Below are 25,117 nucleotides of genomic sequence, written 5' to 3'. Positions count from 1 at the left end.
CGCTCCGCGGGTGCATCGCCGCGACCGGTCCGCGAGAATTGTCGGTGCCCGGCTTTAGCATGGGTGCCGGCCACCAGTGGCCACTCAACCTGCTGCGTGCTCCCTCCCCGGATGCCGCGTTGCCCGAGTTCAGAGCACTACCGAAGGGATCTCAGTGGCCGACCGCCTCGTCGTTCGCGGCGCCCGGGAGCACAACCTGCGCGGCGTCGACATCGACCTGCCCAGGGACAGCCTGATCGTGTTCACCGGACTGTCGGGCTCCGGCAAGTCCAGCCTCGCGTTCGACACGATCTTCGCCGAGGGGCAGCGCCGGTACGTCGAGTCGCTCTCGGCCTACGCGCGGCAGTTCCTCGGGCAGATGGACAAGCCGGACGTCGACTTCATCGAGGGGCTCTCGCCCGCGGTCTCGATCGACCAGAAGTCGACCAGCCGCAACCCGCGGTCCACGGTCGGCACGATCACCGAGGTCTACGACTATCTCCGCCTGCTCTACGCGCGCGCAGGCAAGCCGCACTGCCCCACCTGTGGTGAGGCGATCAGCAGGCAGACCCCGCAGCAGATCGTCGACCAGGTCCTGGCGATGGAGTCCGGCCTGAAGTTCCAGGTGCTCGCGCCGGTGATCCGCGGCCGCAAGGGCGAGTACATCGACCTGTTCTCCCAGCTGCAGACGCAGGGCTACTCGCGCGCGCTGGTCGACGGCAAGGTCTACCCGCTGACCGAGCCGCCGAAGCTCAAGAAGCAGGAGAAGCACGACATCGCCGTGGTCGTCGACCGGCTCTCGGTGAAGGCCTCCTCCAAGCAGCGCCTCACCGACTCGGTGGAGACGGCGCTGCGGCTGGCCGACGGCCTCGTCGAACTCGAGTTCGTCGACGTCCCCGAGCACGATCCCGGCCGCATCCGCGGTTTCTCCGAGCACTTGGCCTGCCCGAACGGCCACCCGCTCGGCGTCGAGGACTTGGAACCGCGTTCGTTCTCCTTCAACTCGCCGTACGGCGCGTGCCCGGTCTGCACGGGCATCGGCATCAAGAAGGAGGTCGACCCGGAACTCGTCGTCCCCGACGACGAGCTCTCCCTCGAAGACGGCGCCATCGCGCCGTGGGCGGGCGGGCAGACCGCGGAGTACTTCGTCCGGTTGCTCGCCGCGCTCGGCGAGACCGTCGGGTTCCGGATGGACACGCCGTGGCGGCGGCTGCCCGCGAAGGCGCAGAAGGCGGTCCTGCACGGCGTCGACGACCAGGTGCACGTCCGCTACAAGAACCGGTACGGGCGCGAGCGGTCCTACTACGCGGCGTTCGAGGGCGTGATCCCGTTCCTCGAGCGGCGGCAGGAGCAGACCGACTCCGAGTACATGCGGGAGAAGTACGAGGGCTACATGCGCGAGGTGCCGTGCCCCTCGTGCCAGGGTTCTCGACTCAAGCCGGAGATCCTCGCGGTGACCCTGCACCACGGCGAGTACGGCGACCGCTCGATCGCCGACATCTCGGCGATGTCGATCAGCGAGTGCTCGGCGTTCCTCGACGGGCTCAAGCTCGGCAAGCGCGAGACGATGATCGCCGGCGCGGTCCTCAAGGAGATCCAGGCGCGCCTGCGGTTCCTGCTCGACGTCGGCCTCGACTACCTGTCGCTCGACCGCGCGTCCGGCACCCTGTCCGGCGGCGAGGCGCAGCGCATCCGGCTGGCCACGCAGATCGGCTCGGGCCTTGTCGGCGTGCTCTACGTGCTCGACGAGCCGTCGATCGGCCTGCACCAGCGCGACAACCACCGCCTGATCGAGACCCTGACCAGGCTGCGCGACCTGGGCAACACGCTGATCGTCGTCGAGCACGACGAGGACACCATCCGCCAGTCCGACTGGATCGTCGACATCGGTCCGGGCGCGGGCGAGCACGGCGGCCGGGTCGTGCACAGCGGCACGTTCAAGGACCTGCTCAAGAACAAGGAATCGCTGACCGGCGCCTACCTCGCAGGCCGCAGCGTCATCCCGATGCCGCTGGTGCGCCGCACCATCGACAAGAAGCGCCAGCTCACCGTCGTCGGCGCGCGCGAGCACAACCTGCGCGGCATCGACGTGTCGTTCCCGTTGGGCTGCCTGGTCTCCGTCACCGGTGTGTCCGGCTCGGGCAAGTCCACTTTGGTCAACGACATCCTCGCGACCGTGCTGGCCAACAAGCTCAACGGCGCTCGCCAGGTCCCCGGGCGGCACACCCGGGTGCGCGGGCTCGACCAGGTCGACAAGCTCGTGCAGGTCGACCAGTCGCCGATCGGCCGCACCCCGCGGTCCAACGCGGCCACGTACACCGGCGTGTTCGACCACGTCCGCAAGCTGTTCGCCTCCACCACGGAGGCGAAGGTCCGCGGCTACCAGCCCGGCCGCTTCTCGTTCAACGTCAAGGGCGGCCGCTGCGAGGCGTGCGCGGGCGACGGCACGATCAAGATCGAGATGAACTTCCTGCCGGACGTGTACGTGCCCTGCGAGGTCTGCAAGGGCGCGCGCTACAACCGCGAAACCCTTGAGGTCCACTACAAGGGCAAGACGATCGCCGAAGTCCTCGACATGCCGATCGAGGAGGCCGCGGCGTTCTTCGAGCCGATCAAGGCGATCCATCGGCACCTGCAGACCCTGGTCGACGTCGGCCTCGGCTACGTCCGGCTCGGCCAGCCCGCGCCGACCCTGTCCGGCGGCGAGGCACAGCGCGTCAAGCTCGCCAGTGAGCTGCAGAAGCGCTCCACCGGCAAGACGGTCTACATCCTCGACGAGCCGACCACCGGCCTGCACTTCGAGGACATCCGCAAGCTGCTCGGTGTGATCAACGGCTTGGTGGACAAGGGAAACACCGTGATCGTCATCGAGCACAACCTCGACGTGATCAAAACTTCGGACTGGATCGTCGACATGGGTCCGGAGGGCGGCTCGGGCGGCGGCATGATCGTCGCCGAGGGGACGCCGGAGGACGTGGTCAAGGTCGAGGGCAGTTACACCGGGGAGTTCCTCGCGCACGTGATGTGACCTGCAAAGATCCCGGGTGGATGATGTATCCCTCGACCGGTTGCCGACTCCTACCTCATGACCGAGGTACGCAACCAGGAGGCCGCCATGCAAGACACCCGGGAACTCGTCGCGAAAGTGGCCACACCTTCGCGGGCCACCGCCGCGCCCCAGGCGCTGCGCGGGGGCGGCGACGAGGAACTGCGGTTCTGGGAGGTCCTCAAGGGGATCACCGCGCCCGCGGACTTCACCCTGGTGAGCCATGGCCGCCCTCGACACGCCTTGGACTTGGGGGCGGTGCGTGCGGGCTGACCAGGCCACCAGCCGCGAGACCACCACGCTGACCCGAGTGCGACAAGCACTCGGGGACGCCGTCGTGGTCTACGGCGGTCCCGGCTGTGTGCCGCCGCCGACGGCGCGACTCGCGATCCACGTCGCCGTGGACGAGGAAGACCTGACTCCGTTCGGCCGGTGGGCCCGTACCGCCCGACTTCCCGCTGTCGCGCTCACGTTCGACGGTGACCGGGTCCTCGTGGGTCCGCTGTCCGTCCCCGGCCGCCCAGGCTGCGCGGAGTGCGCGCGCCGGCGCATCCTCGCCGCCAAAGCGGCCTCGTTCGGCGCGGTCGCCCCGCAGGTCGCGCACATCGCCGTCGCCCATTCGGCGATGGGCATCGCACTGCGCCGCCCCGCCGCGAAAGCGGTGTCGGCCGCGACCGCCGACGATCCGGACCGCACTTGCGCCGTGCCGCGCTCGGTGGCCATCGCAACCGATGACGTCGTGGAGCGCACCATGGCGGTGGCGGGGTCGACCATGACCGCGGCCGATGACGATGTGGAGCGGACCACGGCGGTCCCGCGATCCGTCATCACCGGGGCCGACGATGTCGAGCGCACGACGGCGGTGGCCGGACCGGTCGTTGTCGGCGTGGATGATGACGTGGAGCGCACGACGGCGGTCGCGCGGTCGGTTATCGCCAGTGCGGATGACGTTGTCGAGCGCACTGCGGCGGTGTCGATCGTTGTCGGCGTGGATGACGACGTGGAGCGCACCGCCGCTGTCTCGGGCCTGCTGTACGGCCGGATCACCCCGCCGGAAGGCCCGGACAAGACCACTGTCGTCCGCGACGAGCTGGTCGAGGACCGCACCGAGCGGTCTGGCAGCCACGGCTGCTACGCGGGCAGCCTCGACCTCCCCGACCCCGACGCCGACCGGGTCGTCGCGCTCCTGCGGAATGGCGCGCGCGAACTCGTCGACCACCTCGCCGAGGTGGTCGACGGCGAAGTCGTCTGGCACCGCGTGATTCCCCTGCCGTCGTGCGAGGTCTGCGGCGGCGCCGAGGGCATCGGCACCGTGGGGCTCCCCGCGGGCGACGACCCGGCCGCCTTGCTGGAGGCGCTGGCGGGTTGGGTGGACCCGCTGACCGGCGTCATTCCGTGGATCTCCCTCAAACAGCCACTCGGCACCGGACCCGACCTGCCCTTCGTCGCCACCGCCGCGCCCCCACACCACCTCGACGCCGAAGGGCGGGCGAAGGCCCTGCCGATCGGCTGGGGCAAGGGCGCCACCCAGGCCGAGGCGATCCTGTCGGCGGTGGGGGAGGCGGTCGAGCGGTACGCGCCGTCGCTGCCCGAAGCCGAGAAACTGGTGTGGGCGCGGCCCGCCGACCTGGCTGGGGACATCCTCGACCCACGCGAATTCCCTTTGTACCAAGCGGAAAGCTACGCCCGCCCCGGGTTCGAGTTCGCCCCGTTCGACCGCCGCACCGACCACCCGTGGGTCCGCGGCACCTGGCTGGGCACCGACCGACCCGTCTGGGTCCCCGCCGTCTTCACCTACCTGGCGATGACGTTGCTGCCTGAGCACCTGATCTGCCAGGGCACCTCCAACGGGCTCGCCGCGGGCGCCGACGCCGAGTCGGCCACCGTCCGCGCGGTCCTCGAACTCATCGAGCGCGACGCGATGATGGCCGCGTGGCTGACCGGCGCCAAGGGCCGGTTCGTCGAACTCGACGACACGCTCGACCCGGACCTGGCCGCCATCGTCGAGGCGCTGCGCACGCAGGGCGTCACCGTCGAGGTGTACCTGCTGCCCACCAGCATGTACGGCGTCACCGCAGCCGCGCTGGCCCTCGGCGACGGCAAGCGCAGGCCCGGTGCGACCTTGGGTCTCGGGGCCGACCGGTCACCCCGCGCGGCGATCCGGGCCGCGGTGCTCGAACTCGCGCAGACCGCGTCGCACCTGGCGGGTCTCATGCGGGAGCGCCCGGTGCCCAAGTCCCCAGAAGACGTGCGCGAGATGCTCGACCACGCCGCCTACTACTTCCCACTCGACCGGGTCGCCGCCTTCGACCGGCTCCGCTGCGGTGGCACGTCCCGGCTGCGCGACCTGCGTGAACCGGTCGCCGAGTCGTCGGTCACCGACCTGGCCCACGTCCTGGGGTCGGCGAAGGTCCGGGTGGCCGTGGTCGACGTGACGAGCGCCGACGTCGCGACGGGACCGTTCCGGGTGGTCCGCGCGGTGAGCCCCGACCTGCAGCCGATCAGCTACGGCCACGGCAACGACCGTTCGGTCGTGCCCCGGCTGCGCGGCCGCACGTTGACGGCGAGCCGCACGCACATCCACCCCGTCTGGTAGCCGGGCAGGCAGAAAAGCGACGGCACCGTCGGTGTCGACCTCGGTGTCGTTTTCCCGCCAGCCGGTGTCGGTGGCCTGGGGAAGACTGGTCGCATGTACACCGAGGTGGAGCGTTGCGTGCGAGCCGTGCAGTCGAAGGACGCACGGTTCGACGGCTGGTTCTTCACCGCCGTCCTCACCACCCGGATCTACTGCCGACCCAGCTGTCCCGTCGTCCCGCCCAAGGTCCGCAACATGCGCTTCTACCCGAGCGCGGCGGCAGCCCAGCAGGCCGGTTTCCGCGCCTGCAAGCGGTGCAGGCCCGACGCCAGCCCTGGCTCTCCACAGTGGAATGAGCGGGCCGACCTGGTGGCCCGGGCGATGCGGCTGATCGCCGACGGTGTCGTCGACACCGAGGGCGTGCCCGGGCTCGCCCGCAGGCTCGGCTACAGCGTCCGGCAGATCGAGCGGCAGCTGCAGGCCGAACTCGGCGCGGGCCCGCTGGCCATCGCCCGGGCCCAGCGCGCCCAGACGGCGCGGCTGCTGATCGAGACAACCGCCCTGCCGATGGCCGTGGTGGCGCCCGCCGCCGGGTTCGCCAGCGTGCGCACGTTCAACGACACGGTCCGCGAGGTGTTCGCCCAGTCGCCCACCGAGCTGCGACAGCGAGTGCGCCCGGCGGGCAGGCCGGACGCGACGCCGTCGACCACCATGACCGTGCGGCTGCCGTTCCGCGCGCCGCTGTGTCCGGACAACCTGTTCGGCCACCTCGCGGCCACCGCTGTGCCGGGGGTGGAGGAGTGGCGCGACGGCGCCTACCGGCGCACGATCCGGCTGCCGCACGGTCCGGCGATCGTCGAGCTGCGCCCCTTCCCGGAGCACGTCGGCTGCAAGCTGATGCTCTCCGACCTGCGCGATCTCTCCCTCGCGATCAGCCGCTGCCGGTGGATGCTCGACCTTGACGCCGACCCGGTGGCAGTAGACGAACTGCTCTCCGGCGACCCGCACCTGGCGCCGCTGGTCGCGAAGGACCCGGGCAGGCGGGTGCCGCGCACGGTCTGCTCGGCCGAGTTCGCCGTCCGCGCCGTCCTCGGCCAGCAGGTGTCGACCGCGGCCGCCCGGACCCACGCGGCCCGGCTCGTCACCGCCCACGGCGACCCGGTCGACGACCCCGGCGGCGGCCTCACCCACCTGTTCCCCACGCCGGAGGCGCTCGCCGGGATCGACCCGGAGACGCTGGCCATGCCGCGGTCCCGCAGGCGCACACTGACGACCCTGGTCAGCGCCCTCGCGGCGGGCGAACTGGACCTCGGGGTCGGCTCCGACTGGCACGCCGCCCGCCAGGCCCTGCGGGAACTGCCCGGTTTCGGTCCGTGGACCGTCGAGATGATCGCCATGCGCGCCCTCGGCGACCCGGACGCCTTCGTCCCCGGCGACCTCGGCGTCAAGGTGGCCGCCGCCGCCCTCGACCTGCCCACCGACCCGAAAGCGCTCACCGCGCACGCCCAGGCCTGGCGGCCCTGGCGCGCCTACGCCACGCAGTACCTGTGGGGCACGAGCGAACACGCCATCAACCGAATGCCCACGACCCAGGAGAACCCATGACCGCCACGATCACCCGCTCCCACACGGTCGTCGACAGCCCTGTCGGCGCGCTGACCCTGGTCGCCACCGACGGTGTCCTCTGCGGCCTGTACATGGAACAGCAGCGGCACCGCCCACCCGAGGAGACCTTCGGCGAGCGCGACGACGAGGCGTTCGGCGAGGTGATCACCCAGCTCGGCGAGTACTTCGCGGGCGACCGCGAGCGGTTCGACCTGCCCATGACGTTCGCGGGCACCGACTTCCAGCGCAGCGTGTGGACGCAGCTGCGCGAGATCCCGTACGGCGAGACCATCTCCTACGGCGAGCTGGCGGCCCGGCTGGGCAAGCCCGCCGCGTCGCGCGCGGTGGGTCTGGCCAACGGGAAAAACCCGATCGGCCTGATCGTGCCGTGCCACCGGGTGGTCGGATCGTCCGGCGACCTCACCGGCTACGGCGGCGGCTTGCCCCGCAAGCGCTACCTGCTCGACTTCGAGCGGGGTCTGACGGCCCAGGTCTGAGCACAGGTGGAGTGATCCACTCGCGATTTCTTGTGCTCTTGTGACAAAGAATCGAAGCAGGCCAAAACGTGACTTCCCTTATCGGCCGAACGGAGTAATTTCCTCGGCGGCGTCGGGTCCATCGGCCGGACGCCGCCGAGGGGTCAAGGCCAACGTTCGTCCAGTCACCTCAAGGAAGTCACCATGAGATCGCGTTCCACCCGTGTGTCCCTGATCGCCGCCGCTGTCGCACTCGTCGCGGGCGCTGGGATCGCCACGATCGGGCCCGCTTCGGCCGCCGACGCTCCCACGAACTTCCAGAGCGCGTACGAGTACTCGGTGGCGAACCCGAACGCGACCCCGCCGGGTGCGAACAACTTCGGGTGTCCACTGAGCTTCCTGCACCCGCGGCCCGTGGTGCTCGTGCACGGCACATTCGAGAACATGTACGACAACTGGGGCACGATGTCGCCCGCGCTGCAGGCCGCGGGCTTCTGCGTGTTCGCCCTGAACTACGGCAGCGTCGACCCGACCCGGACGATCAACGGCACCGGTGACATCGCGACCTCGGCGAAGGAACTGTCCGCCTTCATCGACCAGGTGCTGGCCAAGACCGGCGCGTCCAAGGTGGACATCGTCGGGCACTCGCAGGGCGGCATGATGCCGCGCTACTACATCAAGAACCTCGGCGGCGCGAGCAAGGTCAACAAGCTGGTCGGGCTGGCGCCGTCCAACCACGGCACGACGGTCGCGGGACTGTCGAACCTGCTCACCTCCATCCCGCTGGCGAAGTCCTTCATCGACACCCAGTGTCCGGCGTGCAGCCAGCAGTTCGCCGGTTCGGAGTTCCTCACGCAGCTCAACGCGGGCGGCGAGACGGACCCGGCGGTGAAGTACACCGTGATCCAGACCCGCTACGACGAGGTCGTCACCCCGTACACCTCGGCGTGGCTGGCCCCGGCGTCGAACGTGAAGAACAAGTTGGTGCAGGACATGTGCCCGGTCGACCCGGTCGAGCACATCGGGATCGCGTGGGACCCGCTGGTGATCCAGCAGACGATGCACGAGCTCGACTCGCGCCTTCCCGCCGTCGTCGCCTGCCTCTGAGTACTCGTCATCGGGAACGCCGCACCTGATCTCAGGTGCGGCGTTCCCGTGCACTGGCAACGGTGGACGGGATGTGACGACCGGGTGGCCCGGTGGCGAGCTTGATCGAGTTCTGGTCCCATGGAGGGCGTGTCCCCGCCAACCCGCGCCCAGCTCGCCGCCGCCCGTGACCGCACCATTCCCGACGTCCTCGCGCCGGGCCTCGCCGTGATGTTCTGCGGCATCAACCCGAGCCTCTACTCCGCGGCCACCGGGCACCACTTCGCCCGGCCGGGCAACCGTTTCTGGCCCGCCCTGCACCTGTCCGGGTTCACGCCGCGGCTGCTGCGCCCCGACGAGCAGGACCTGCTGCCCCAGTTCGGCCTGGGCGTGACCAACCTGGTCGCCCGGGCGACGGCCCGGGCCGACGAGCTGTCCGCCGAGGAACTGGCCGCGGGCGGCGAACGCCTGGTCGCGGTGGTCGACGAGTACCGTCCGCACACCGTCGCCATCGTCGGCGTCACCGCCTACCGGGTCGCCTTCGGCGTGCCGCACGCGGTGATCGGCCCGCAGGACGAGCGGATCGGCGAAGCCAAGCTGTGGGTGCTGCCGAACCCGAGCGGTCTCAACGCGCACTTCCAGCTCAACGATGTCGCCGCGGAGTTCCGGGCACTGCGCGAGCAGGGCTGAACACGGTGAAGAGCAGGCGCAGCCCGATGAGCGCGCTGATCAGCAGCAGGTTGTAGCCGATGCCTTGATACAGCGTGGTTTCCCCAACCAGCCGCGGCCCGCCCGCACTGCCGAGCAGCAGCACGGCCATGATGCCCGCGGTGGCCCCGATGAACGCCAGGATGACCTGGTTGAGCAGTCCGGTCACGAGCGCGCGGTCGCGTTCGTCGGCGAAGAGCCGCACGTTGGCCGAGAGGCGTCCCTCCTCCAGCGCGCCGCTGATCCGATCGATCCGCCGGGGCAGCCGCCTCAGGACCGGAAGCATGGCCATCAGCTCGCCGGTGACCAGTTCGCGGGCGCCCGCCACCGCTGTGGGACCCGCGACCCGCGCGGCCATGTACGAACGGGACTCCAGGACGATGTCGAACCCGGGGGACAGCCGCGCCAGCGTGCCCTCCATCGTGGTCAGTGCCCGGAACACCGCGGCGATCGCGGGCGGCACGGCCAGGCCGAACGACGTCACCAGCCGGAACAGGTCGGTGAACATGGTGATGTCCGGTTCGGACCCGTGCTGCAGGTGCGTGGCCATGAAGCCGCCGAGCGCCCGCTCCAGCTTGCGTTCGTCGATCTCGGCGGGACGCTCGACCACGGCCAGGAGACCATCGCGCAGGGCCGCCGCGTCACCGCGGTCGATGGCGAGCAGCAGGTCTTGAAGTCCGGTCCGCAGCGAGGTGTCGAGCCTGCCGACAGAGCCGAAGTCGAGCATCCCGAGTCGACCGTCCGACAGCAGCAGGATGTTGCCCGGGTGCGGGTCCGCGTGGAACACGCCGTCCTGGACCACCTGGCGCAGCAGGCAGTGCAGCAGTTCGCGAGCCGCGCCCGCGGGGTCCGGCACGGCCGCGGCCTTGCGCAGCGGGACGCCGTCGAGCCGCTCCATGACCAGCACCCGCTCGGTGCTCTCGTGCACCAGCGGCAGCCGCACCGCCGCGTCGGGCAGGTGCCCGCCGGACGCCGCGGCGACGGTGGTCAGGTTGCGGGCCTCGACCCGGAAGTCCAGTTCCTCCAACAAGGCCTGGGCGAAGCCCGCGGCCAGGTCGACCACGCCCAGCGAGCGCGCCCAGGACGTGCGGGATTCCAGGGTCCGGGCGAGCCGGTGCACGATGTCGAGATCGAGTTCGACCTGTGCGCGCACCCCTGGCCGCTGGACCTTGACCACCGCGTCCGCGCCGCAGCGCAGCCGTGCCCGGTGAACCTGGGCGATCGAGGCCGACGCCAGCGGTGTGGTGTCGAACTCGGCGAACACGTCCTCGGGCGCCGCGCCGAACTCGGCCCGCAGCACCGTGTCGATCGCGTCGGCCGACACCGGGGCGACCCGGTCCTGCAGCAGGCTCAGCTCGTCGATGAACTCCGGCGGCAGCAGGTCGGCGCGGGTGGACAGCACCTGGCCGAGCTTGACGAACGTGACCCCGCCTTCCTCCAGCGCGGTGCGCAGCGAGCGGGCGAGTCGGGCCTGGCCGCTGTCCTCGCGCTTGCCCGCCAGGTACGGGCCGAGGCCGTGGCGCACGGCGATCGCGGTGATCCGGGTGTAGCGGCGGGTGCGCGCCCAGCGGCCGCGGATCGCGCGCAGTGAGCCGATCGGGCCCAGGCCCGTGCCCGCGGGCCACACGACCTCCCAGACGAAGAGGACCGCGACGGCGATGAGCAGCGTCCCGCCGAAGAGCGGGATGATGAACAGCAGCACCGCCGCTTCGTCGCCCGGCCGCACCTCCTGCATCCCTTGGCCGACAACCCCCGCGAGGCTCCAGGCGACCAGGCTGGAGATCGCCGCCCGCAGCGTTCCGACGTGCACCCCGAGCGTGCGTCGGGCACCGACGATCATGATCTTGACGCTGACCGCGAACCCCACGAAACCGACGACACTGAGCAGGACGTAGTTCATTGCTTCCTTCCCCCTTTGACGCGCCGAATCGTCGCGCGGCGCCCGCCGCGTGAGCCTCCCACGGGCGGGTGACCGTCCTCCCTCGCACGGGGGACAGCCGCGGACCGGGCGGGGGAGGGGCGGCCAGGGCGCGGTCTGCCAGGATCGGTGGTGTGGGAGTGCGGGCGGTGCTGGGTCCGGTGGGTCGGGAGACGACCTACCGGCGCTGGGTGTACCTGATCATCGGCGGGGCGCTGCTGGTCCCGTACGTGTTCCTGGCCTCCACCCTGGTCTCGGTGGCGGGCGACCGGATGCCGATCGGGCTGATCGTGGCGCTGATCCTGTTGGTGATGGTCGCCGCGATCGTGGTGATGTCGTTCATCCCGGCCGTGCGGGTGATCGAGGGGACCGCGGCGCGTGAACTGCTCGGCGACGCGGTGCCCGAGCACGCCACGCGCCGGGTGACGTCCTGGCCCGCGCGGTGGCGCACGGCGGCGTGGGCGGTGCTGCACCTGCTGGTCGGCGGGGTCGTCAGCGGGATCACGCTGGCGCTGCCGCCCGCGGTCGTGTCGTCGTTGGCGGTGCCGTTCACCGGGTCGTTCTACCTCGGTCAGGCTTCGGCGCCGATGCCGAAGGGCTGGGCGGGCGCGTGGATCCCGGCGCTCGGCGTGCTGGGCCTGCTGCTGCTGGTGCACATCGTGTCCTGGTGCGGGGCGCTGTTCATCCGACTGGCCCCCGTATTGCTGGGCCCGACCCCGGACGACGAACTCGCCGCCCTGCGTAAACGGGCCGAACACCTCGCCGAACGCAACCGGCTGGCCCGCGAACTGCACGACTCGGTCGGCCACGCGCTGAGCATCGTCACCGTCCAGGCCGCCGCCGCGCGCCGCGTGCTCGCCGCCGACCCGGCGTTCGTCGACAAGGCGCTCGGCGCGATCGAGGAGTCGGCTCGCTCGGCGCTGGAGGACCTCGACCATGTCCTCGGCCTGCTGCGGGAAGACCGCGCGCCGACCGTGCCGCAGTGGACCCTCGACGACCTGCCGGGGCTGCTCGACCGCACCCGGATCGCCGGGGTGGCCGTGGAGTCCACTGTGGATGGTGAGGTGGCGCGGCTGCCCGCGGCGGTGTCGCGCGAGGCGTACCGGATCGTCCAGGAATGCCTGACCAACGTCCTGCGGCACGCGGGGAAGGTCCCGGTCACCGTGCGGCTGGCGGTGCGCGAAGCCGAGTTGGCGCTGGATATGGAAAACCCGCTGGAGGGCGCGGATGGTTCGCGTCCGGGCGGCGGACGGGGGCTGGCGGGCATGCGCGAGCGGGTGACCGTCCTTCGTGGACAGATGTCGGCGGGCGCCCAAGGCGGCCGCTGGGTGGTGGCCGTGCGCATTCCCTTGCGCTCGGGCATGCGCGACGAGGAACTGGTGGCGGAATGATCACGGTACTGCTGGTCGACGACGAGGAACTGATCCGCGCGGGGCTGCGCGCGATCATCGACTCGGAACCGGACCTCTCGGTGGTCGGCGAGGCGGGCGACGGCGCCGAGGTCGGCCCTATGGTGGCCAGGCTGCGACCCGACGTGGTGCTGATGGACGTCCGGATGCCCGCGGTGGACGGCATCGCGGCCACCCGCCACCTGCTGGAGACGTTCGCGGAGCCGCCGAAGGTCCTGGTCGTCACGACCTTCGAGAACGACGACTACGTCTACGACGCCCTGCGGGTCGGCGCTAGCGGCTTCCTGCTCAAGCGGACCCGGCCCGACGACATCATCAAGGCGATACGCCTGGTCGCCACCGGGGACTCCCTGCTGTTCCCGGCCGCGATCCGCGCGCTGGTGGCCGCGCATGGCTCGAACAAGGGCAACCGGGGCCTGGCCGCCGCGGGGCTGACCGAACGGGAAGCTGAGGTTCTGCGCCTGATGGCCACCGGCCTGTCCAACGGCGAGATCGGCGAGAAGCTGTTCGTCAGCCTGCAGACGGTCAAGACCCACGTGGGCAACGTCCTGGCCAAGCTGGGCGCCCGCGATCGCACCCAGGCGGTCATCACCGCCTACGAATCCGGTTTCATCACTCCGGCCTGAAATTCTGCCCGAAATCGGGCAGGAAAGTTGCCTAACGGGGGCGGTGGTGCCACTGTCGGACGTCGTGACCGAGTCACCGCCGCCGGACCTCGTCCGGCACGTCGCCGAGAGCACCGGGCTCGCGCCCGGGATCGCGGCGCGGGTCGTCGCCGATGTCATCGCGTATTTCGGCGAGACGACCGAGCAGTACGTCCGCCGCAGGCACGCCGAGCTGCGGGGAAGGCAGTACCGCAACGCGCAGATCTGGACGGCACTGGCGGCCGAACTGGCCGCCCGGCCGGTCGCGCCGCCGGAGTTGACCGAGCGCCAGTTGCGCCGCATCGTCTACGGATAGGGAGCATGTATGTGCGGAATCGTCGGATACGTCGGGGACCGCGACGCCACCCCGGTGCTGGTCGAGGGCCTGCACCGGCTGGAGTACCGCGGCTACGACTCCGCCGGCGTGGCCGTGCTGCGCAAGGGCAAGCTGGTGGTCACCAAGGCCGCCGGGCGCGTGCAGGAGCTGCGTGACCGCCTGGCCGAGTCCGCCCCGGTCGCCTCGTCGATCGGCATCGCGCACACCCGCTGGGCCACCCATGGCGAGCCGTCGGACCGCAACGCCCACCCGCACCTCGACTCGGCGGGCCGGATCGCCGTGGTGCACAACGGCATCATCGAGAACGCCGAGCCGCTGCGGGCCCGCCTGACCGCCGAGGGCGTCCAGCTCAACTCCGAGACCGACACCGAGGTCTTCGCCCACCTCATCGCCGCCGCGCTCGGCGAAGGGTCGCTCGAGGACGCCGTCCGCGCGGCCGTGCGGCAGGTCGAGGGAACCTACGGCCTGGTCGTGCTCGACCGGACCCGCCCCGACGAGCTCGTCGTCGCCCGCAACGGCAGCCCGATCGTGCTCGGCATCGGCGACGGCGAGATGTACGTCGCCTCCGACGTCGCCGCGCTGGTGCACCACACCCAGCGCGTGGTGTTCCTCGACGACGGCGAGCTGGCCACGGTCAAGGCGGACGAGTACCGCACCAGCACGCTGGAGGCCCGGCGCACCAGCAAGGAGCCGACGACCGTCGACGTCCTCGCCGACGACTACGAGCTCGGCGGCTTCCCCGACTTCATGCGCAAGGAGATGGCCGAGCAGCCCGAGGCAGTCGAGCGCGCGCTGCGCGGCAGGCTCGATGAGCGCTTCGCCACCGCGCACCTCGGCGGTCTCGGCCTCGACGCGATGGCGCTGCGCGCGGTCCGCCGGGTCAAGTTCCTCGGCTGCGGCTCCGCGTACTACGCGGGCCAGATGGGCGCGTCCCTGGTCGAGGAACTCGCCCGCATCCCGGCCGACGCCGAACCGGCGTCGGAGTTCCGCTACCGCAACCCCGTGGTCGACCCGGACACCCTCTACGTCGCGATCAGCCAGTCCGGCGAGACCCTGGACACCCTGGCCGCCGTGCAGGAGCTGCGGCGCAAGGGCGGTCGGGTGATCGGCGCGGTCAACGTCGTCGGCAGCGCGGTCGCCCGCGAGTGCGGCAGCGGCGTGTTCCTGCACGCCGGACCCGAGGTGTCGGTCGCGTCCACCAAGGCGATGACGAACATGTCCGTCTCGTTCGCGATGCTCGCGCTGCTGCTGGGCCGGGTACGCGACCTGTCGGCCTCGTCCGGCGCCCGCATCGTCAACGGGCTGCGGGCGCTGCCCGAGCACATCGAGCAGGTGCTCACCACCGACGACGAGGTGCGGGAGATCGCCAAGCGCTACTCGAAGGCCACGCACATGTTCTTCCTCGGCCGGGTGCGCGGCTGGCCCGTCGCCCGCGAGGGCGCGCAGAAGCTCAAGGAGATCTCCTACGTCCACGCCGAGGCGTACCAGTCCGCGGAGCTCAAGCACGGGCCGCTCGCGCTGATCGACGCGGACATGCCCAGCGTCGTGATCGTGCCGGACGACGAACTGCTGTCGAAGAACCTCAGCACCATGGAGCAGATCAAGGCGCGCGGCGGCCCGGTCATCGCGGTGACGAACGCTGAGCTGCCCGACGGCCTGGCCGACGACATCATTCGCGTGCCGCGCGGCGAGCCCGAGCTCGACCCGATCGTTTTCACGATCGCCCTGCAGATGCTCGCCTACCACCTGGCCGTGGAGCTGGGCCGCGACGTCGACAAGCCGCGCAACCTCGCCAAGAGCGTCACGGTCGAGTAAGGCGTGTCCTGATCAGACCGCCTGGTGGGCGGCGAGGTAGCGGGTGTCGGCCTGCGGGTCGACCCGCATCGCGTGCTGGCCTCGCCGCTCACCGGGACGACCGCGCAGCACCTCGACGCGGTCCGCGCCCGGCCGGGTCAGCACCCAGCTCGATCCGGCGACCGCCTTGGCCTGCTTCTTCAGCGGGGCGAGCAGCCGTGAGGCCTCGCGGTAGGACGCGACCGTGCGCACGCCGCAGACCAGCGAGGCCAGCGACACGGTCACCGCCATGCCCTCCGTCACCCAGGTCTGGTCGACCACGCGGGTGGCGAGGGTGGCGATCTCGTCGAGCTCGGTGACGATCAGGAAGTCGTCGCCGCCGACGTGGCTGACCCGGGTGCCCGGCAGGTCCGCCTCGGCGTCGGCCAGGACCCGGCCGATCGAGCGGATGAGGTCGTCGCCGGCGGCGAACCCGACGGTGTCGTTGACCGCCTTGAACGAGTCGACGTCGAGCCAGGCCACGACGAACATCTCGTTGTTGTGGATGCGGCGGTCGATCTCGCGGTCGACGATCTCCGCGCCGGGCAGCCGCGTCACCGGGTTCAGCGCGGCGGCCTGCTCGATCTTGGACTCGGCGACCCCGCGCACGACCTCGGTCAGCCGGACCACGCCCAGGCACACCCGGTGGTTGTCCACCACCACGATGTCGTCGCCCGCGCGCTCCCAGTCGGCGTCGCCGACCATCTCCAGCAACTGCAGCCCGGTCGCGTCGGCCCGGATCACCCGCGGCGCGTCGGCGTGCCTGCTGGCGGGCTTCTTCGCGTTGAGGGCGTGGCCGTAGGGGCCGGTCACCGCGATCAGGAATCGGCTGCGCTCCACCGAGTACGTGGGCCTGCCGTAGGTGTCGACCAGGATGACGCCGTTGATCGTCGGCGCCTCGGCGAGGGCGTCGCGGACCTCCTCGGCGGTCACCGTCTCCGGCAGGGTCGTCGCGGGGCGCAGGAAGTCGACGACCATCGGCACGCCGGGGGCCTCGTTGGCGGTCCGGCTGGTCGCGTTGAGCTCGATGATGTCGGCCACCTGGCGCGGCAGGGGCACCAGCGTCGTCGCGTCCGCCGTCTCCCCTGCCAGCAGGGCGCCCTGGGCGAGGCGCACGCCGAGCCGGTTGAGGCAGAGCAGCTGGTCCTCGCTGTCGACGCCGACCGCGGCGAGCCGGATGCCGGTGCGCGAGCAGAAGTGGGCGAGGCTCTCCACGATCGCCAGGCTGGTCGCCTCGTCGGGCAGGCCGCCGATCAGGTGCGCGTCGAGTTTGACCAGGTCGGGCGCGACGTCGGCGAGCAGGGACAGCGGCAGGTCGCCGTCGCCGACCGAGTCGAACGCGATGCGGTAGCCGACCTCGCGCAGTTGGTCGAGTCCGCGCAGCAGCTCGGCGCGGTGCACCTGGCTGAACGGCGGGCTGATCTCCAGGACCACCTCGGTCTGGTGCCTGCCGGTCTCCTTGAGCGCCGGACGCAGCGCGGCGATCAGCTCCTCGGCTTGCGTCGCGGTCACGGCGAGGATGTTCACGTGCAGCGGCACGGCGACGTCGTGGCGCGCGGCGGCCAGCACGGCGCGGCTCGCGAGGGTGATGTCGGTTTCGACCAGGCGGCCGGATTTCCCGGCTTTTCGGAGCAGGTCGTAGATTCCGCCGGATTTCGGCCGCGCGAGTGCCTCCACCGCGACGGGCTCACCGGTACGGGTGCTGAGCAACGGCTGGAACGCGAAACTGACGTCCTGAACCATGGTCACGGGCGTCATAATGCCTGTTCCAGGCCTTGTTGTGGTCGGAGGTCACCAGTTGTTCACTTGCCTGTGGTCCACGTCACGACCATTGGGGGAGCGGTGGACACACACGCGACCCGAAAGCCCCAATCATGCGAATTCGGCGTTGGGAATGATTACCGCAGTATTGCCATGGTTCTGCGAATTCTCCACGGAACGTCTCGAAACATGGCCGCCATCGCCGCGGTCGTCCCGCGCATGTCGTCGCGGCCGGTGAGGTAGGCGTCGCGAAGGTCGGCGGGCAGCGCGAAGAAGGTGTCGAAGAACGCCGGGAACCGCTCGGCGGGAAGCGCGGTCAGGGTGCACAGGCCGCGCGCCCGCAGCCCGTGGACGACTCGGGCGGCGGGCGGCCAGACGGTGGCGCGGGCGGCGGCCCTCGCCTTGGCCGGTCCTTCGGGCAGGGCTCCGGCGATCGCAGCGGCGACCTGGGGTGCGACGGTGAGGGCGTCGCCGAGGCTGTACCCGGTTGCCGGGTGGATCATCCCGCCCGCGGCCCCGAACGCGACCGCGTCGCCGCCGCGCGGCGGCCCGAGGTCGAGGGCGAACCGCACCCACTCGGTCTCGTCGGTCAGCGTGACGCCCCGCGACCGGAGTCGGGAGGCCAGCACGTCGCGGGCGACCCCCGGCCGGGCGGCGAGGCTCGTCTCCTCCAGCAGGACCCGGCCACCGGGCAGCGGCACGGCGTAGAGGAAGGTGGCGAGGCCGCCGTCGGTGATCCAGTCGTCCATGAACACCGCTTCCCCGGGCGCCACGAAGGCGGCGGCGGCCTTGGCGGGGACGACCACGCCGAACGCCGTCTGCTCGGTCCGGGGCCCTCGCTGGAGGCCTCCGGTCAGGACCCGTCGACCGCCTGAGGCGTCGACGACGACCGCGCAGGCGACGCGCCGGTGGTCGTCCAGGGTGACCGTGGAGCCCTGCGGGCCGTGTTCGGCCCCCAGCGCCCGCCCGGCGAAGATCGTGACGTCGGACTTGGCGAACCCGGCGAGCACGGTTTCGTTGTGCAGCACGCAATACCCGCGGTCGAGCCGGCGACCGGCGGCGCGCACGGCGGTCGCCCGGGTGACCTGCGCGCCGGGTGGGAGGAACGCGCACTGGTCGTCCCAAACCCCGTAGGTCGCCGCCCAGGGCGCATACGGATCCGGGTCCACCAGCGCCGTCCGCAACCCCAGCCCCGCACAGTGATGGGCGACCGCCCACCCCGCAGGCCCCGCCCCCACAACCACGACGTCCATCCCCCGATCCCACCACGTTCCCCACAACCCGCGAGTCCAACGTTCAGAACAACGAGTCCAACATTCAGAACATCCGACTGCCATCTCACGTCATGTCGAACTGGAACTGGGGATGTTCTGAATGTTGGACTCGTTATTCTGAACGTTGGACTCGCGGGTGGGGGTGGGTTAGGCGGGGAGGTGGGCGTAGTGGACGGTTTTGGCGGTGAGGAGGAAGAGGTCGGGGCGGAGGGCCACGCCTTCCGGGTCGGTGGGGTCGAGCAGGCGGTCGAGGGTGGCGAGGTCTTCGGCGTCCAGGGTGCCGTCGAGCATGGTGCGGCGCTGCCCCAGGTACCGGGCGACCGAAGCCCGCGGGCCCTCGGCCAGCGGCGCCGGGTGATCCACGAGGAAGCTCTTGGAGCGCACCGAGATGAGGCCGGCCGCACGCAGCATCGAAGGCCAGTCCTCCACCACCCGCACCGACCCGGGCAGCTCCGACCGCATCTGGCTGAACCGCTCCTCCCGGGTCGCGTCCATCCGAGCCTGTAGGCCCGGCCTGCCGAAACCCAGGTCACGCGGCAGCGAACGCGCGGGCAACTCGCCCTCGACGACGGCCAGGACACCGCCCGGTTCGAGCAGCCCGGCCAGCCGGTTCAGGGCGTCCTGCTGATCACCGACGTGGTGCACGACCTGTCCGGACCACACAAGATCCGCCCGCCCGAGGTCGGCCAGCCCTTCCGGGAAGGACGCCACCCGCGTCCGCAGGGACACACCGAGTCGAGCGGCGCGCTTCTCCGCGCGCTGCAGCAGTTCCGGTGATCCGTCCACCGCTGTCACTTCCGCGTCCGGAAAGACCTCCGCCATGCGGCACGCCGCGACGCCCGGGCCGCTGCCGATGTCGAGGATCCGCCGGGGGCGCGAATCGCGGAGCTCGTCGAGTGCCTGGCGCACATAGGGGCTGTGGGTTTCGCCTTCCAGTTCCAGCATGTCGGCCATCGCGGCCCAGTCCATGTGCGTCATCGCGCGCCCTCCAGCAGTTCTTCCTCGATCAGGTCCATGTTCACCGCGGCCGCCGCCGTCGCTCCGGCCGCGGCGGCCGTCACCACCTGCGCCCTCGGGTCCACCACGTTGCCCACCGCCCACACGCCGGGGACGCTGGTCCGACCACTCGGGTCCACCGCGACCCAGCCGTCCACTCGGGCGCAGCCCAGCCCGGTCAGCAGCGCGTCGTTGGGGACGAATGCCGGCGCGACGAACAGAGCGGACCGCTCCACCACCGACCCGTCCGCCAGCCGCACCCCGCGCAGCCGGTCACCGGCGACCACCACCCCCTCGACCCGGCCATCGACGATCCGGACTCCGCGCGCGGTCAACCGCGCTCGACCCGGCTCGTCAAGCGTGTCGGCGAAGAACACGACGTCGTCGGACCACTGGCGCACCAGGACGGCCTGGTGCACCGACTCCGGCCGCGTGCCGAGCACCCCGACCGGCTCACCGCGCACCTCCCACCCGTGGCAGTACGGGCAGTGCAGCACGTCCTTGCCCCACCGCTCCCGCAGTCCTGGCAACTCGGGCAGCTCGTCGCGCAGGCCGGTCGCCACGATCACCCGCTGCGTGCGGACCGTCCAGTCGGCCAGTTCGACCTCGAAGCCGTCGCCCGCGGCCCGCAGCGCGCGGACCTCGCTCGACACCATCCGTCCGCCGTACCGTTCGACCTCCGCCCGGCCCGCCGCCACCAGCTCCGCGGGTGGCATGCCGTCGCGGGTGAGGAAGCCGTGGACTCCCTGAGCGGGCGCGTTCCGCGGCGCGCCAGAGTCGACGACCATGACCTGGCGTCGGGCCCTGGCCAGCACCAGCGCGGCGTTGAGCCCGCCCGCGCCACCTCCGATGACCACTACTTCTTCCATGAGCACCTCCTTGTCACCAAGAGTGCGCCGTCCCGGGCGGACTTGACAAACCTTGTTGCTGTTTCTGCAATAGAGAGATGGAAGAAGTACTGGCCGAGGTCGGACCCCGGCTCAAGCGCATCCGCAACCAGCGCGACTGCACCCTGGCCGCGCTCTCGGAGAAGACCGGGATCTCGGTCAGCACGCTGTCGCGGCTGGAGTCCGGGCAGCGCAAACCGAGCCTGGAACTGCTGCTGCCCATCGCCCACGCCCACCAGGTGCCGCTCGACGAACTGGTCGGCGCGCCCCCGGTCGGCGACCCGCGGGTGCGGCTCAAGCCGGTTCGGCACGGCGACTCGACGGTGGTTGCGCTCACCCAGCAGCCCGGCGGCCTGCAGGCGTACAAGATGGTCATCTCGCCCAGCCGCAAAGAGCCCGACCCGCGGACCCACGAGGGCTACGAGTGGCTCTACGTGCTCAACGGCAGGTTGCGCCTCGTCCTCGCCGAGCACGACATCGTGCTCAAGGTGGGTGAGGCCGCCGAGTTCGACACCCGGCTGCCGCACTGGTTCGGCAGCACCGGCGACGCGCCCGTCGAGATCCTCAGCCTGTTCGGCCCGCAAGGCGAACGCATGCACGTCCGGGCGAGTCCCCGTGGCAAGTAGCCCGCCGACCGCGGGGCAAGCCATTAGCCTCGGTCCATGCCAGATCACCTCCGCCACCGTGAGTCCCGCCGCGACGCCGGGCCCGGTCCGGTCGACCTAGCCGCGACGCCGTTCCGCGGAGACCGCGACCGGATCGTCGCCTCACCGTTCTTCGCCCGGCTGGGCGGGGTCACGCAGGTGGTCAGCGCCAGCGGGTCCGCGTTGCTGCACAACCGGCTCACGCACAGCCTCAAGGTCGCCCAGATCGCACGGGCCATCGCGGAGCGGCTGATCTCCGACCCCGAACTCGCGCCGCTGCTCGAGGACCTCGGCGGCTGCGACCCCGACGTCGTCGAGGCGGCGTCCCTTGCCCACGACCTCGGACACCCGCCGTTCGGCCACCTCGGCGAGCAGGTCCTCGACCGGCTGGCCCGGCACCGGTTCGGCCTGCCCGACGGGTTTGAGGGCAACGCGCAGAGCTTCCGGATCATCACCACCACAGACACCCGAGGCCCTCGTGCGGCCGGTCTCGACCTCACCGCGGCCGTGCGTGCCGCGACGCTCAAGTACCCGTGGACGCGCCTGACCCACCCCTCGCCGCACCCGCGCGAGATGTCCGACCCGCCGCGCGGCGCGGCCGAGCCGAAGGACGCGCCCGGCACCGGGTCGAGCAAGTTCTCCGCCTATGTCACCGAACTCGACGACCTCACCCAGTGCCGCACGTCGTTCGACAAGCGGGTCGAGACCTGGCAGCAGACCGTCGAGTCCTCGGTCATGGACAACGCCGACGACATCGCCTACGCGATCCACGACCTTGAGGACTTCCACCGCATCGGCGTCCTGCAGCACGCGCCGGTGTCGGCGGAACTGGGGCAGTGGGAGTCCGACCGCGCCGAGTTCGCCGCCTTCGACGACGAAGAACTGGCCGAGCACCACCGCAGGCCCGGCCAGTCCCTGGAGGCGCTGCGTCGCCGCCTGCACGCGCGCGACTCGTGGATGGTCGACGACGAGGTCTTCGCCGCCGCCGTGTCGCGGGTGCGCGACGAACTGGTCGACGATCTGCTGTCGGTCCCGTTCGACGGCTCGGTCGCCGCCGAACAGGCCTTCGGCCGCTTCGCGTCGGGCTGGACCGCCCGGCTCGTCGGCGGTGTGCACGTGCTGGCCGACCCACCGACCCGGTCGGGGCACGTGTTGCTGGGCCGCGAGCAGTGGCATGAGGTGCAGGTCCTCAAGTTCGTCCACCGCCGGTTCGTCCTGCTGCGCCCCGATCTGGCCCTCTACCAGCGTGGACAGGCGCGGCTGCTGACGTCGCTGGTCGAGGCGCTGGAGCAGTGGATGGGCGACCGGTACGAGGCTGACCGGCTCCCGCGCAGGCTCCACGACCTGGTCGAACTCGCCCACGGCGAGTACACGATGCTGGCCGCCGACCACCCGAGGACCCTCGTCGGCGCGGCGGGCGAGCAGCCGTCAGGCCCGGCGGCCATCCTGTCGCTGGCCCGCGGCCGCGCGGTCATCGACTTCGTCGCGTCCCTCACCGACGGTCAGGCCTCGGACCTGTTGGAGGCGCTGTCGGGGCGCACCGGCCAGTTCTGGTCCGACTCCTTCGTACTCTGAGCCCATGAGCAAAGCGCGAACTGTCGCCGGCGGTGGTCGGGCGGTGGAGGTCACCGCCGACCGGATCGCGGGCTGGTACGACCGGTTCGCCTGCCGCCACGGCGGGGTCAGCCGCACGGTGGCCACCGTCGAGTCCATCGTCGTCGAGGCGGTGGACGGCGCCACCGCGACCGTCGAGGTACCGTTCGCGCCGCTCGACACCGAACCGGGGGAGTGGGCTGGGCTGCGGATCGATCTGTTGATCACGCACCTCGAACGCCCACGCAAGGTCGGGTTGCTGCTGGTCCGGCTGGGTGGTCACAGCCTTGGGGTCGCGGAGGCGGGGAAGGTGACCGTGTCGCGCACTGGCCGCCGCCAAGTCCACGGCCGCAACGCGGCGGGCGGCTGGTCACAGCACCGCTTCGCCCGACGACGGGAAGGCCAAGTCAGACAGGCGATGGAGGCCGCTGCCCGGGATGTGGCGGAGGTGCTCGGCAGCCGAGTGTCCGAATTGGACGCGGTGGTTCTGGGCGGCGACAAGAGCGCTTTGGACATCTTGCGCGCACAGCGTTCGCTGGCCCCGGTGTTCGCGTTGGCCGAACCCAGGATCCTCGACGTCCCCGACCCCCGCCGCACAGTCCTGGACGACGCCGCGGAACGCGCCTTCTCCGTGGAGATAGTCGTGCGCGACAGCTGACTCCCAGCTGACGCACAGCCAGGACACAGACTCGGTGCGCACAGTGGACGTATGACCGACACACCCAGGCCGAACCCGGACGACCGCGCCGCGGGCAAAGCAGCCGACGTCGCGAACACCCCGCCGGACCCCGGCACCCAACCGACCGCGGCCCTGCCCGACCCGAACCAGTCTGACGTGGCCCAGACTGCGGCCACCCAGCCCGACCAGGCCGCCGCTCAACCCGAAGCTGCGGCCCAGCCAACGGTTGCCGCCCAACCCGCGGCCGCATCGCCCGCTGAGCCTGTCGCAGCGCGGCCGGGCGCCCCGGTCGCCGCCGCGGCGCCCGCGAAACCGAAGCGAACGGTGAGTCTCCTGATCGCGGGTCTTGTCGGGGCGGGCTTGCTCGTCGCAGGAGGGGTGGGCGGCTACTTCATCGGCGAAGCAGGCGACGACCACCGCCGAGGCGGCCCGGGCTTCGCCCGCGAAGACCGCATGGGTCCAGGCCCAGGCAGAGGCCCACGCGGAGACCACGCCCCATGGGGTGACAGAGGCGACCGCCGCGGCGGCACGCACACCCCCGGCGACTTCCGACCCCCGGGCGACCCGGCAACCCCACCCACCCCGCCCAGCGCCCCCACCCCAGCCGCACCCGCCCCCACAACCTCAAGCTGATCGGAGGACGAATAGCCCGACGCGCCACCACCCGCCCGAACCGCCCGGGTGCGCGGTCGCCACGGCGGGCGCCCGCCGGACGGCCTTACTGGGCCGGGCCACGCTCGCCACCGGCGGGCGCGCCGCCGGGGCTCGGTCCGTCCGGGCCGGGACGCCGGTCGCCCGGACGCTGGTTGCCTTGGCGGCTTTGGCTTTATCCCTGCTCTTCCCCTGCTCCCTCGTCTTGGCCACTTTAATTCTCGATCATCGCTGTCAAGGGCGGCGCAAGCGCCGTCGCTTCGCGATCAGCAAGCTGATCGCGAAGCCCTGAACGCGACCCAAGTCCTGAGTCAGGGAGCAGACGCATCCCTACAGGTGACCCCGTCCGGAGCAAGGAAGTCGGCGCATCCCTGAAGGTGACCCGCGTTCGGAGCTGGGGGAAGCGGTCGGTGAAAGTGATCGCGTTCGGAGCTGGAGAAGCGTTGTCGGGAGATGCACCGGGAGCGCTGTCCCTCAAGTGATCAGTAGTAGCCCTTGGTGCCGTCCGCCAACTCGCGGATCGTGTCCATGTGGCCCGCGTGGCGGGCGGTTTCCTCGATCATGTGAAGCAGGATCCATCGCAGTGACGCCGAACCCGACTTGAAATCGCGGTTCCTGCCGATGTCGTCAAGCGCGTATGCGGCGATGGTCTTGTTGGATGATTCGCACTCGCGTTCGTACTCTTCCAGCAGTTGTGCCAACGGGATTGCGTCGACCAGCATCTCGGCGTCGTCCGGGAGGGCTTGGTCGAACTGCGGGTTCCCCTGCGCGGACTCGCCGTTCAGCATGACCTGGAACCAACAGTGCTCGACCCATCGCAGATGTGACACGACGCCCGCGAGGGTCATCAGGGGTGAGGTGGGAAGCACCGACCGGTGAGCGTCCTCCTCGGACACTCCCTGGCACTTCCATCGAATGATCTCGCGCTGCATGTCGAGCCAGCCGACGAGTTGGGTGCGTTCGTCGGCGTCGTATGCGGGGCGGGCGGGGGTGATCGGCGTGGGGGCGGACGATAC

21 protein-coding genes are annotated in these 25,117 nt (G+C 71.0%); 15 read left to right on the top strand and 6 right to left on the bottom strand.

Annotated features, from left to right (window positions below):
* The first annotated feature begins 154 nt into the window (after positions 1–154).
* The 7 genes from uvrA to mug all read left to right on the top strand — a co-directional run bounded on the left by uvrA (position 155) and on the right by mug (position 9,457).
* Entirely contained in the window at positions 155–3,007 is a 2,853-nt protein-coding gene (gene uvrA / locus GPZ80_RS22570; protein WP_187222999.1) for an excinuclease ABC subunit UvrA, read from the top strand.
* Positions 3,008–3,064: 57 nt separating this feature from the next.
* Positions 3,065–3,298, top strand: a complete 234-nt coding sequence (locus tag GPZ80_RS22565) for a hypothetical protein (RefSeq protein ID WP_187222997.1) — start codon at positions 3,065–3,067, stop codon at positions 3,296–3,298.
* Positions 3,249–5,621 carry a SagD/YcaO family ATP-dependent cyclodehydratase gene (locus GPZ80_RS22560; RefSeq protein WP_187222996.1) on the top strand — a complete coding sequence of 791 codons (2,373 nt, stop codon included), beginning with the start codon at positions 3,249–3,251 and terminating at the stop codon, positions 5,619–5,621. Before GPZ80_RS22565 ends, GPZ80_RS22560 begins: the two co-directional genes overlap by 50 nt.
* Positions 5,622–5,714: 93 nt before the next feature.
* Positions 5,715–7,205: an AlkA N-terminal domain-containing protein gene (locus tag GPZ80_RS22555; protein WP_187222994.1), complete on the top strand. Its 1,491-nt coding sequence runs from the start codon at positions 5,715–5,717 to the stop codon at positions 7,203–7,205.
* Complete coding sequence (locus GPZ80_RS22550; RefSeq protein ID WP_187222992.1) at positions 7,202–7,702, top strand: methylated-DNA--[protein]-cysteine S-methyltransferase; 501 nt, start codon at positions 7,202–7,204, stop codon at positions 7,700–7,702. The genes GPZ80_RS22555 and GPZ80_RS22550 overlap by 4 nt, the downstream gene beginning before the upstream one ends.
* A gap of 183 nt (positions 7,703–7,885) precedes the next feature.
* Complete coding sequence (locus tag GPZ80_RS22545; RefSeq protein ID WP_187222990.1) at positions 7,886–8,788, top strand: esterase/lipase family protein; 903 nt, start codon at positions 7,886–7,888, stop codon at positions 8,786–8,788.
* Positions 8,789–8,917: 129 nt separating this feature from the next.
* Positions 8,918–9,457 carry a G/U mismatch-specific DNA glycosylase gene (gene mug, locus GPZ80_RS22540; RefSeq protein ID WP_312880506.1) on the top strand — a complete coding sequence of 180 codons (540 nt, stop codon included), beginning with the start codon at positions 8,918–8,920 and terminating at the stop codon, positions 9,455–9,457.
* Here the strand turns inward: mug and GPZ80_RS22535 are convergent.
* Positions 9,411–11,375: an ABC1 kinase family protein gene (locus tag GPZ80_RS22535; protein ID WP_187222987.1), complete on the bottom strand. Its 1,965-nt coding sequence runs from the start codon at positions 11,373–11,375 to the stop codon at positions 9,411–9,413. The two genes, mug and GPZ80_RS22535, sit on opposite strands and share 47 nt — an antisense overlap.
* Positions 11,376–11,527: 152 nt before the next feature.
* Here GPZ80_RS22535 and GPZ80_RS22530 point away from each other — a divergent pair, with 152 nt between their 5' ends.
* From GPZ80_RS22530 to glmS, 4 genes are all read left to right on the top strand, one after another.
* Positions 11,528–12,784: a sensor histidine kinase gene (locus tag GPZ80_RS22530; RefSeq protein WP_187222986.1), complete on the top strand. Its 1,257-nt coding sequence runs from the start codon at positions 11,528–11,530 to the stop codon at positions 12,782–12,784.
* Positions 12,781–13,428: a response regulator gene (locus tag GPZ80_RS22525; RefSeq protein WP_187222985.1), complete on the top strand. Its 648-nt coding sequence runs from the start codon at positions 12,781–12,783 to the stop codon at positions 13,426–13,428. The genes GPZ80_RS22530 and GPZ80_RS22525 overlap by 4 nt, the downstream gene beginning before the upstream one ends.
* Before the next feature lie 64 nt (positions 13,429–13,492).
* Entirely contained in the window at positions 13,493–13,762 is a 270-nt protein-coding gene (locus tag GPZ80_RS22520) for a hypothetical protein (RefSeq protein WP_187222984.1), read from the top strand.
* A 9-nt stretch (positions 13,763–13,771) separates the two neighbouring features.
* Positions 13,772–15,598 (top strand): glutamine--fructose-6-phosphate transaminase (isomerizing), encoded by a 1,827-nt coding sequence (gene glmS / locus GPZ80_RS22515; RefSeq protein WP_187222983.1) that lies wholly within the window; start codon positions 13,772–13,774, stop codon positions 15,596–15,598.
* Positions 15,599–15,610: 12 nt separating this feature from the next.
* Here the strand turns inward: glmS and GPZ80_RS22510 are convergent, their stop codons facing one another.
* The 4 genes from GPZ80_RS22510 to GPZ80_RS22495 all read right to left on the bottom strand — a co-directional run bounded on the left by GPZ80_RS22510 (position 15,611) and on the right by GPZ80_RS22495 (position 20,516).
* Positions 15,611–17,359 (bottom strand): EAL domain-containing protein, encoded by a 1,749-nt coding sequence (locus GPZ80_RS22510; RefSeq protein WP_246477371.1) that lies wholly within the window; start codon positions 17,357–17,359, stop codon positions 15,611–15,613.
* A 155-nt stretch (positions 17,360–17,514) separates the two neighbouring features.
* A complete protein-coding gene (locus GPZ80_RS22505; RefSeq protein WP_187222981.1) occupies positions 17,515–18,630 on the bottom strand; it encodes a lycopene cyclase family protein in 1,116 nt (371 codons plus the stop codon).
* Between the two features lie 168 nt (positions 18,631–18,798).
* The gene (locus GPZ80_RS22500) at positions 18,799–19,629 is read right to left on the bottom strand and encodes a class I SAM-dependent methyltransferase (protein ID WP_187222980.1); all 831 of its coding nucleotides are present in this window, start codon (positions 19,627–19,629) and stop codon (positions 18,799–18,801) included.
* Positions 19,626–20,516, bottom strand: a complete 891-nt coding sequence (locus tag GPZ80_RS22495; protein WP_187222979.1) for an NAD(P)/FAD-dependent oxidoreductase — start codon at positions 20,514–20,516, stop codon at positions 19,626–19,628. The genes GPZ80_RS22500 and GPZ80_RS22495 overlap by 4 nt, the downstream gene beginning before the upstream one ends.
* A 77-nt stretch (positions 20,517–20,593) precedes the next feature.
* Between GPZ80_RS22495 and GPZ80_RS22490 the strand changes: the two genes are divergently transcribed.
* Genes GPZ80_RS22490 through GPZ80_RS22475 form a run of 4 tightly spaced genes read left to right on the top strand, consistent with a single transcriptional unit; the run spans position 20,594 to position 24,083 of the window.
* Positions 20,594–21,160, top strand: coding sequence for a helix-turn-helix domain-containing protein (locus GPZ80_RS22490; RefSeq protein WP_187222978.1), 567 nt, complete (start codon positions 20,594–20,596; stop codon positions 21,158–21,160).
* Between the two features lie 36 nt (positions 21,161–21,196).
* A complete protein-coding gene (locus tag GPZ80_RS22485) occupies positions 21,197–22,753 on the top strand; it encodes a deoxyguanosinetriphosphate triphosphohydrolase family protein (RefSeq protein WP_187222977.1) in 1,557 nt (518 codons plus the stop codon).
* A gap of 4 nt (positions 22,754–22,757) precedes the next feature.
* Positions 22,758–23,429 (top strand): acVLRF1 family peptidyl-tRNA hydrolase, encoded by a 672-nt coding sequence (locus tag GPZ80_RS22480; protein ID WP_187222976.1) that lies wholly within the window; start codon positions 22,758–22,760, stop codon positions 23,427–23,429.
* Between the two features lie 51 nt (positions 23,430–23,480).
* A complete protein-coding gene (locus GPZ80_RS22475) occupies positions 23,481–24,083 on the top strand; it encodes a hypothetical protein (RefSeq protein WP_187222975.1) in 603 nt (200 codons plus the stop codon).
* A 500-nt stretch (positions 24,084–24,583) separates the two neighbouring features.
* Here GPZ80_RS22475 and GPZ80_RS22470 read toward each other — a convergent pair whose 3' ends face one another.
* Positions 24,584–25,096, bottom strand: coding sequence for a DinB family protein (locus tag GPZ80_RS22470; RefSeq protein WP_187223102.1), 513 nt, complete (start codon positions 25,094–25,096; stop codon positions 24,584–24,586).
* Between the last annotated feature and the right edge of the window lie 21 nt (positions 25,097–25,117).

Source organism: Actinokineospora xionganensis (assembly GCF_014323725.1).
Lineage (GTDB): Bacteria > Actinomycetota > Actinomycetes > Mycobacteriales > Pseudonocardiaceae > Actinokineospora > Actinokineospora xionganensis.
The sequence above is the reverse complement of the archived record's forward strand: the minus strand, read 5'-3'. Positions and strand labels throughout refer to the sequence as shown.

What these genes read in the sequence shown, in the direction of transcription:
- GPZ80_RS22475 (WP_187222975.1), top strand. Translation starts at nt 23,481, where the DNA reads ATGACCGACACACCCAGGCCGAACCCGGACGACCGCGCCGCGGGCAAA.
- GPZ80_RS22565 (WP_187222997.1), top strand. Translation starts at nt 3,065, where the DNA reads ATGACCGAGGTACGCAACCAGGAGGCCGCCATGCAAGACACCCGGGAA.
- GPZ80_RS22495 (WP_187222979.1), bottom strand. Translation starts at nt 20,516, where the DNA reads ATGGAAGAAGTAGTGGTCATCGGAGGTGGCGCGGGCGGGCTCAACGCC.
- GPZ80_RS22555 (WP_187222994.1), top strand. Translation starts at nt 5,715, where the DNA reads ATGTACACCGAGGTGGAGCGTTGCGTGCGAGCCGTGCAGTCGAAGGAC.
- GPZ80_RS22545 (WP_187222990.1), top strand. Translation starts at nt 7,886, where the DNA reads ATGAGATCGCGTTCCACCCGTGTGTCCCTGATCGCCGCCGCTGTCGCA.
- GPZ80_RS22505 (WP_187222981.1), bottom strand. Translation starts at nt 18,630, where the DNA reads ATGGACGTCGTGGTTGTGGGGGCGGGGCCTGCGGGGTGGGCGGTCGCC.
- GPZ80_RS22500 (WP_187222980.1), bottom strand. Translation starts at nt 19,629, where the DNA reads ATGACGCACATGGACTGGGCCGCGATGGCCGACATGCTGGAACTGGAA.
- GPZ80_RS22560 (WP_187222996.1), top strand. Translation starts at nt 3,249, where the DNA reads ATGGCCGCCCTCGACACGCCTTGGACTTGGGGGCGGTGCGTGCGGGCT.
- GPZ80_RS22490 (WP_187222978.1), top strand. Translation starts at nt 20,594, where the DNA reads ATGGAAGAAGTACTGGCCGAGGTCGGACCCCGGCTCAAGCGCATCCGC.
- GPZ80_RS22550 (WP_187222992.1), top strand. Translation starts at nt 7,202, where the DNA reads ATGACCGCCACGATCACCCGCTCCCACACGGTCGTCGACAGCCCTGTC.
- GPZ80_RS22485 (WP_187222977.1), top strand. Translation starts at nt 21,197, where the DNA reads ATGCCAGATCACCTCCGCCACCGTGAGTCCCGCCGCGACGCCGGGCCC.
- glmS (WP_187222983.1), top strand. Translation starts at nt 13,772, where the DNA reads ATGTGCGGAATCGTCGGATACGTCGGGGACCGCGACGCCACCCCGGTG.
- GPZ80_RS22525 (WP_187222985.1), top strand. Translation starts at nt 12,781, where the DNA reads ATGATCACGGTACTGCTGGTCGACGACGAGGAACTGATCCGCGCGGGG.
- GPZ80_RS22535 (WP_187222987.1), bottom strand. Translation starts at nt 11,375, where the DNA reads ATGAACTACGTCCTGCTCAGTGTCGTCGGTTTCGTGGGGTTCGCGGTC.
- GPZ80_RS22480 (WP_187222976.1), top strand. Translation starts at nt 22,758, where the DNA reads ATGAGCAAAGCGCGAACTGTCGCCGGCGGTGGTCGGGCGGTGGAGGTC.
- GPZ80_RS22510 (WP_246477371.1), bottom strand. Translation starts at nt 17,359, where the DNA reads ATGGTTCAGGACGTCAGTTTCGCGTTCCAGCCGTTGCTCAGCACCCGT.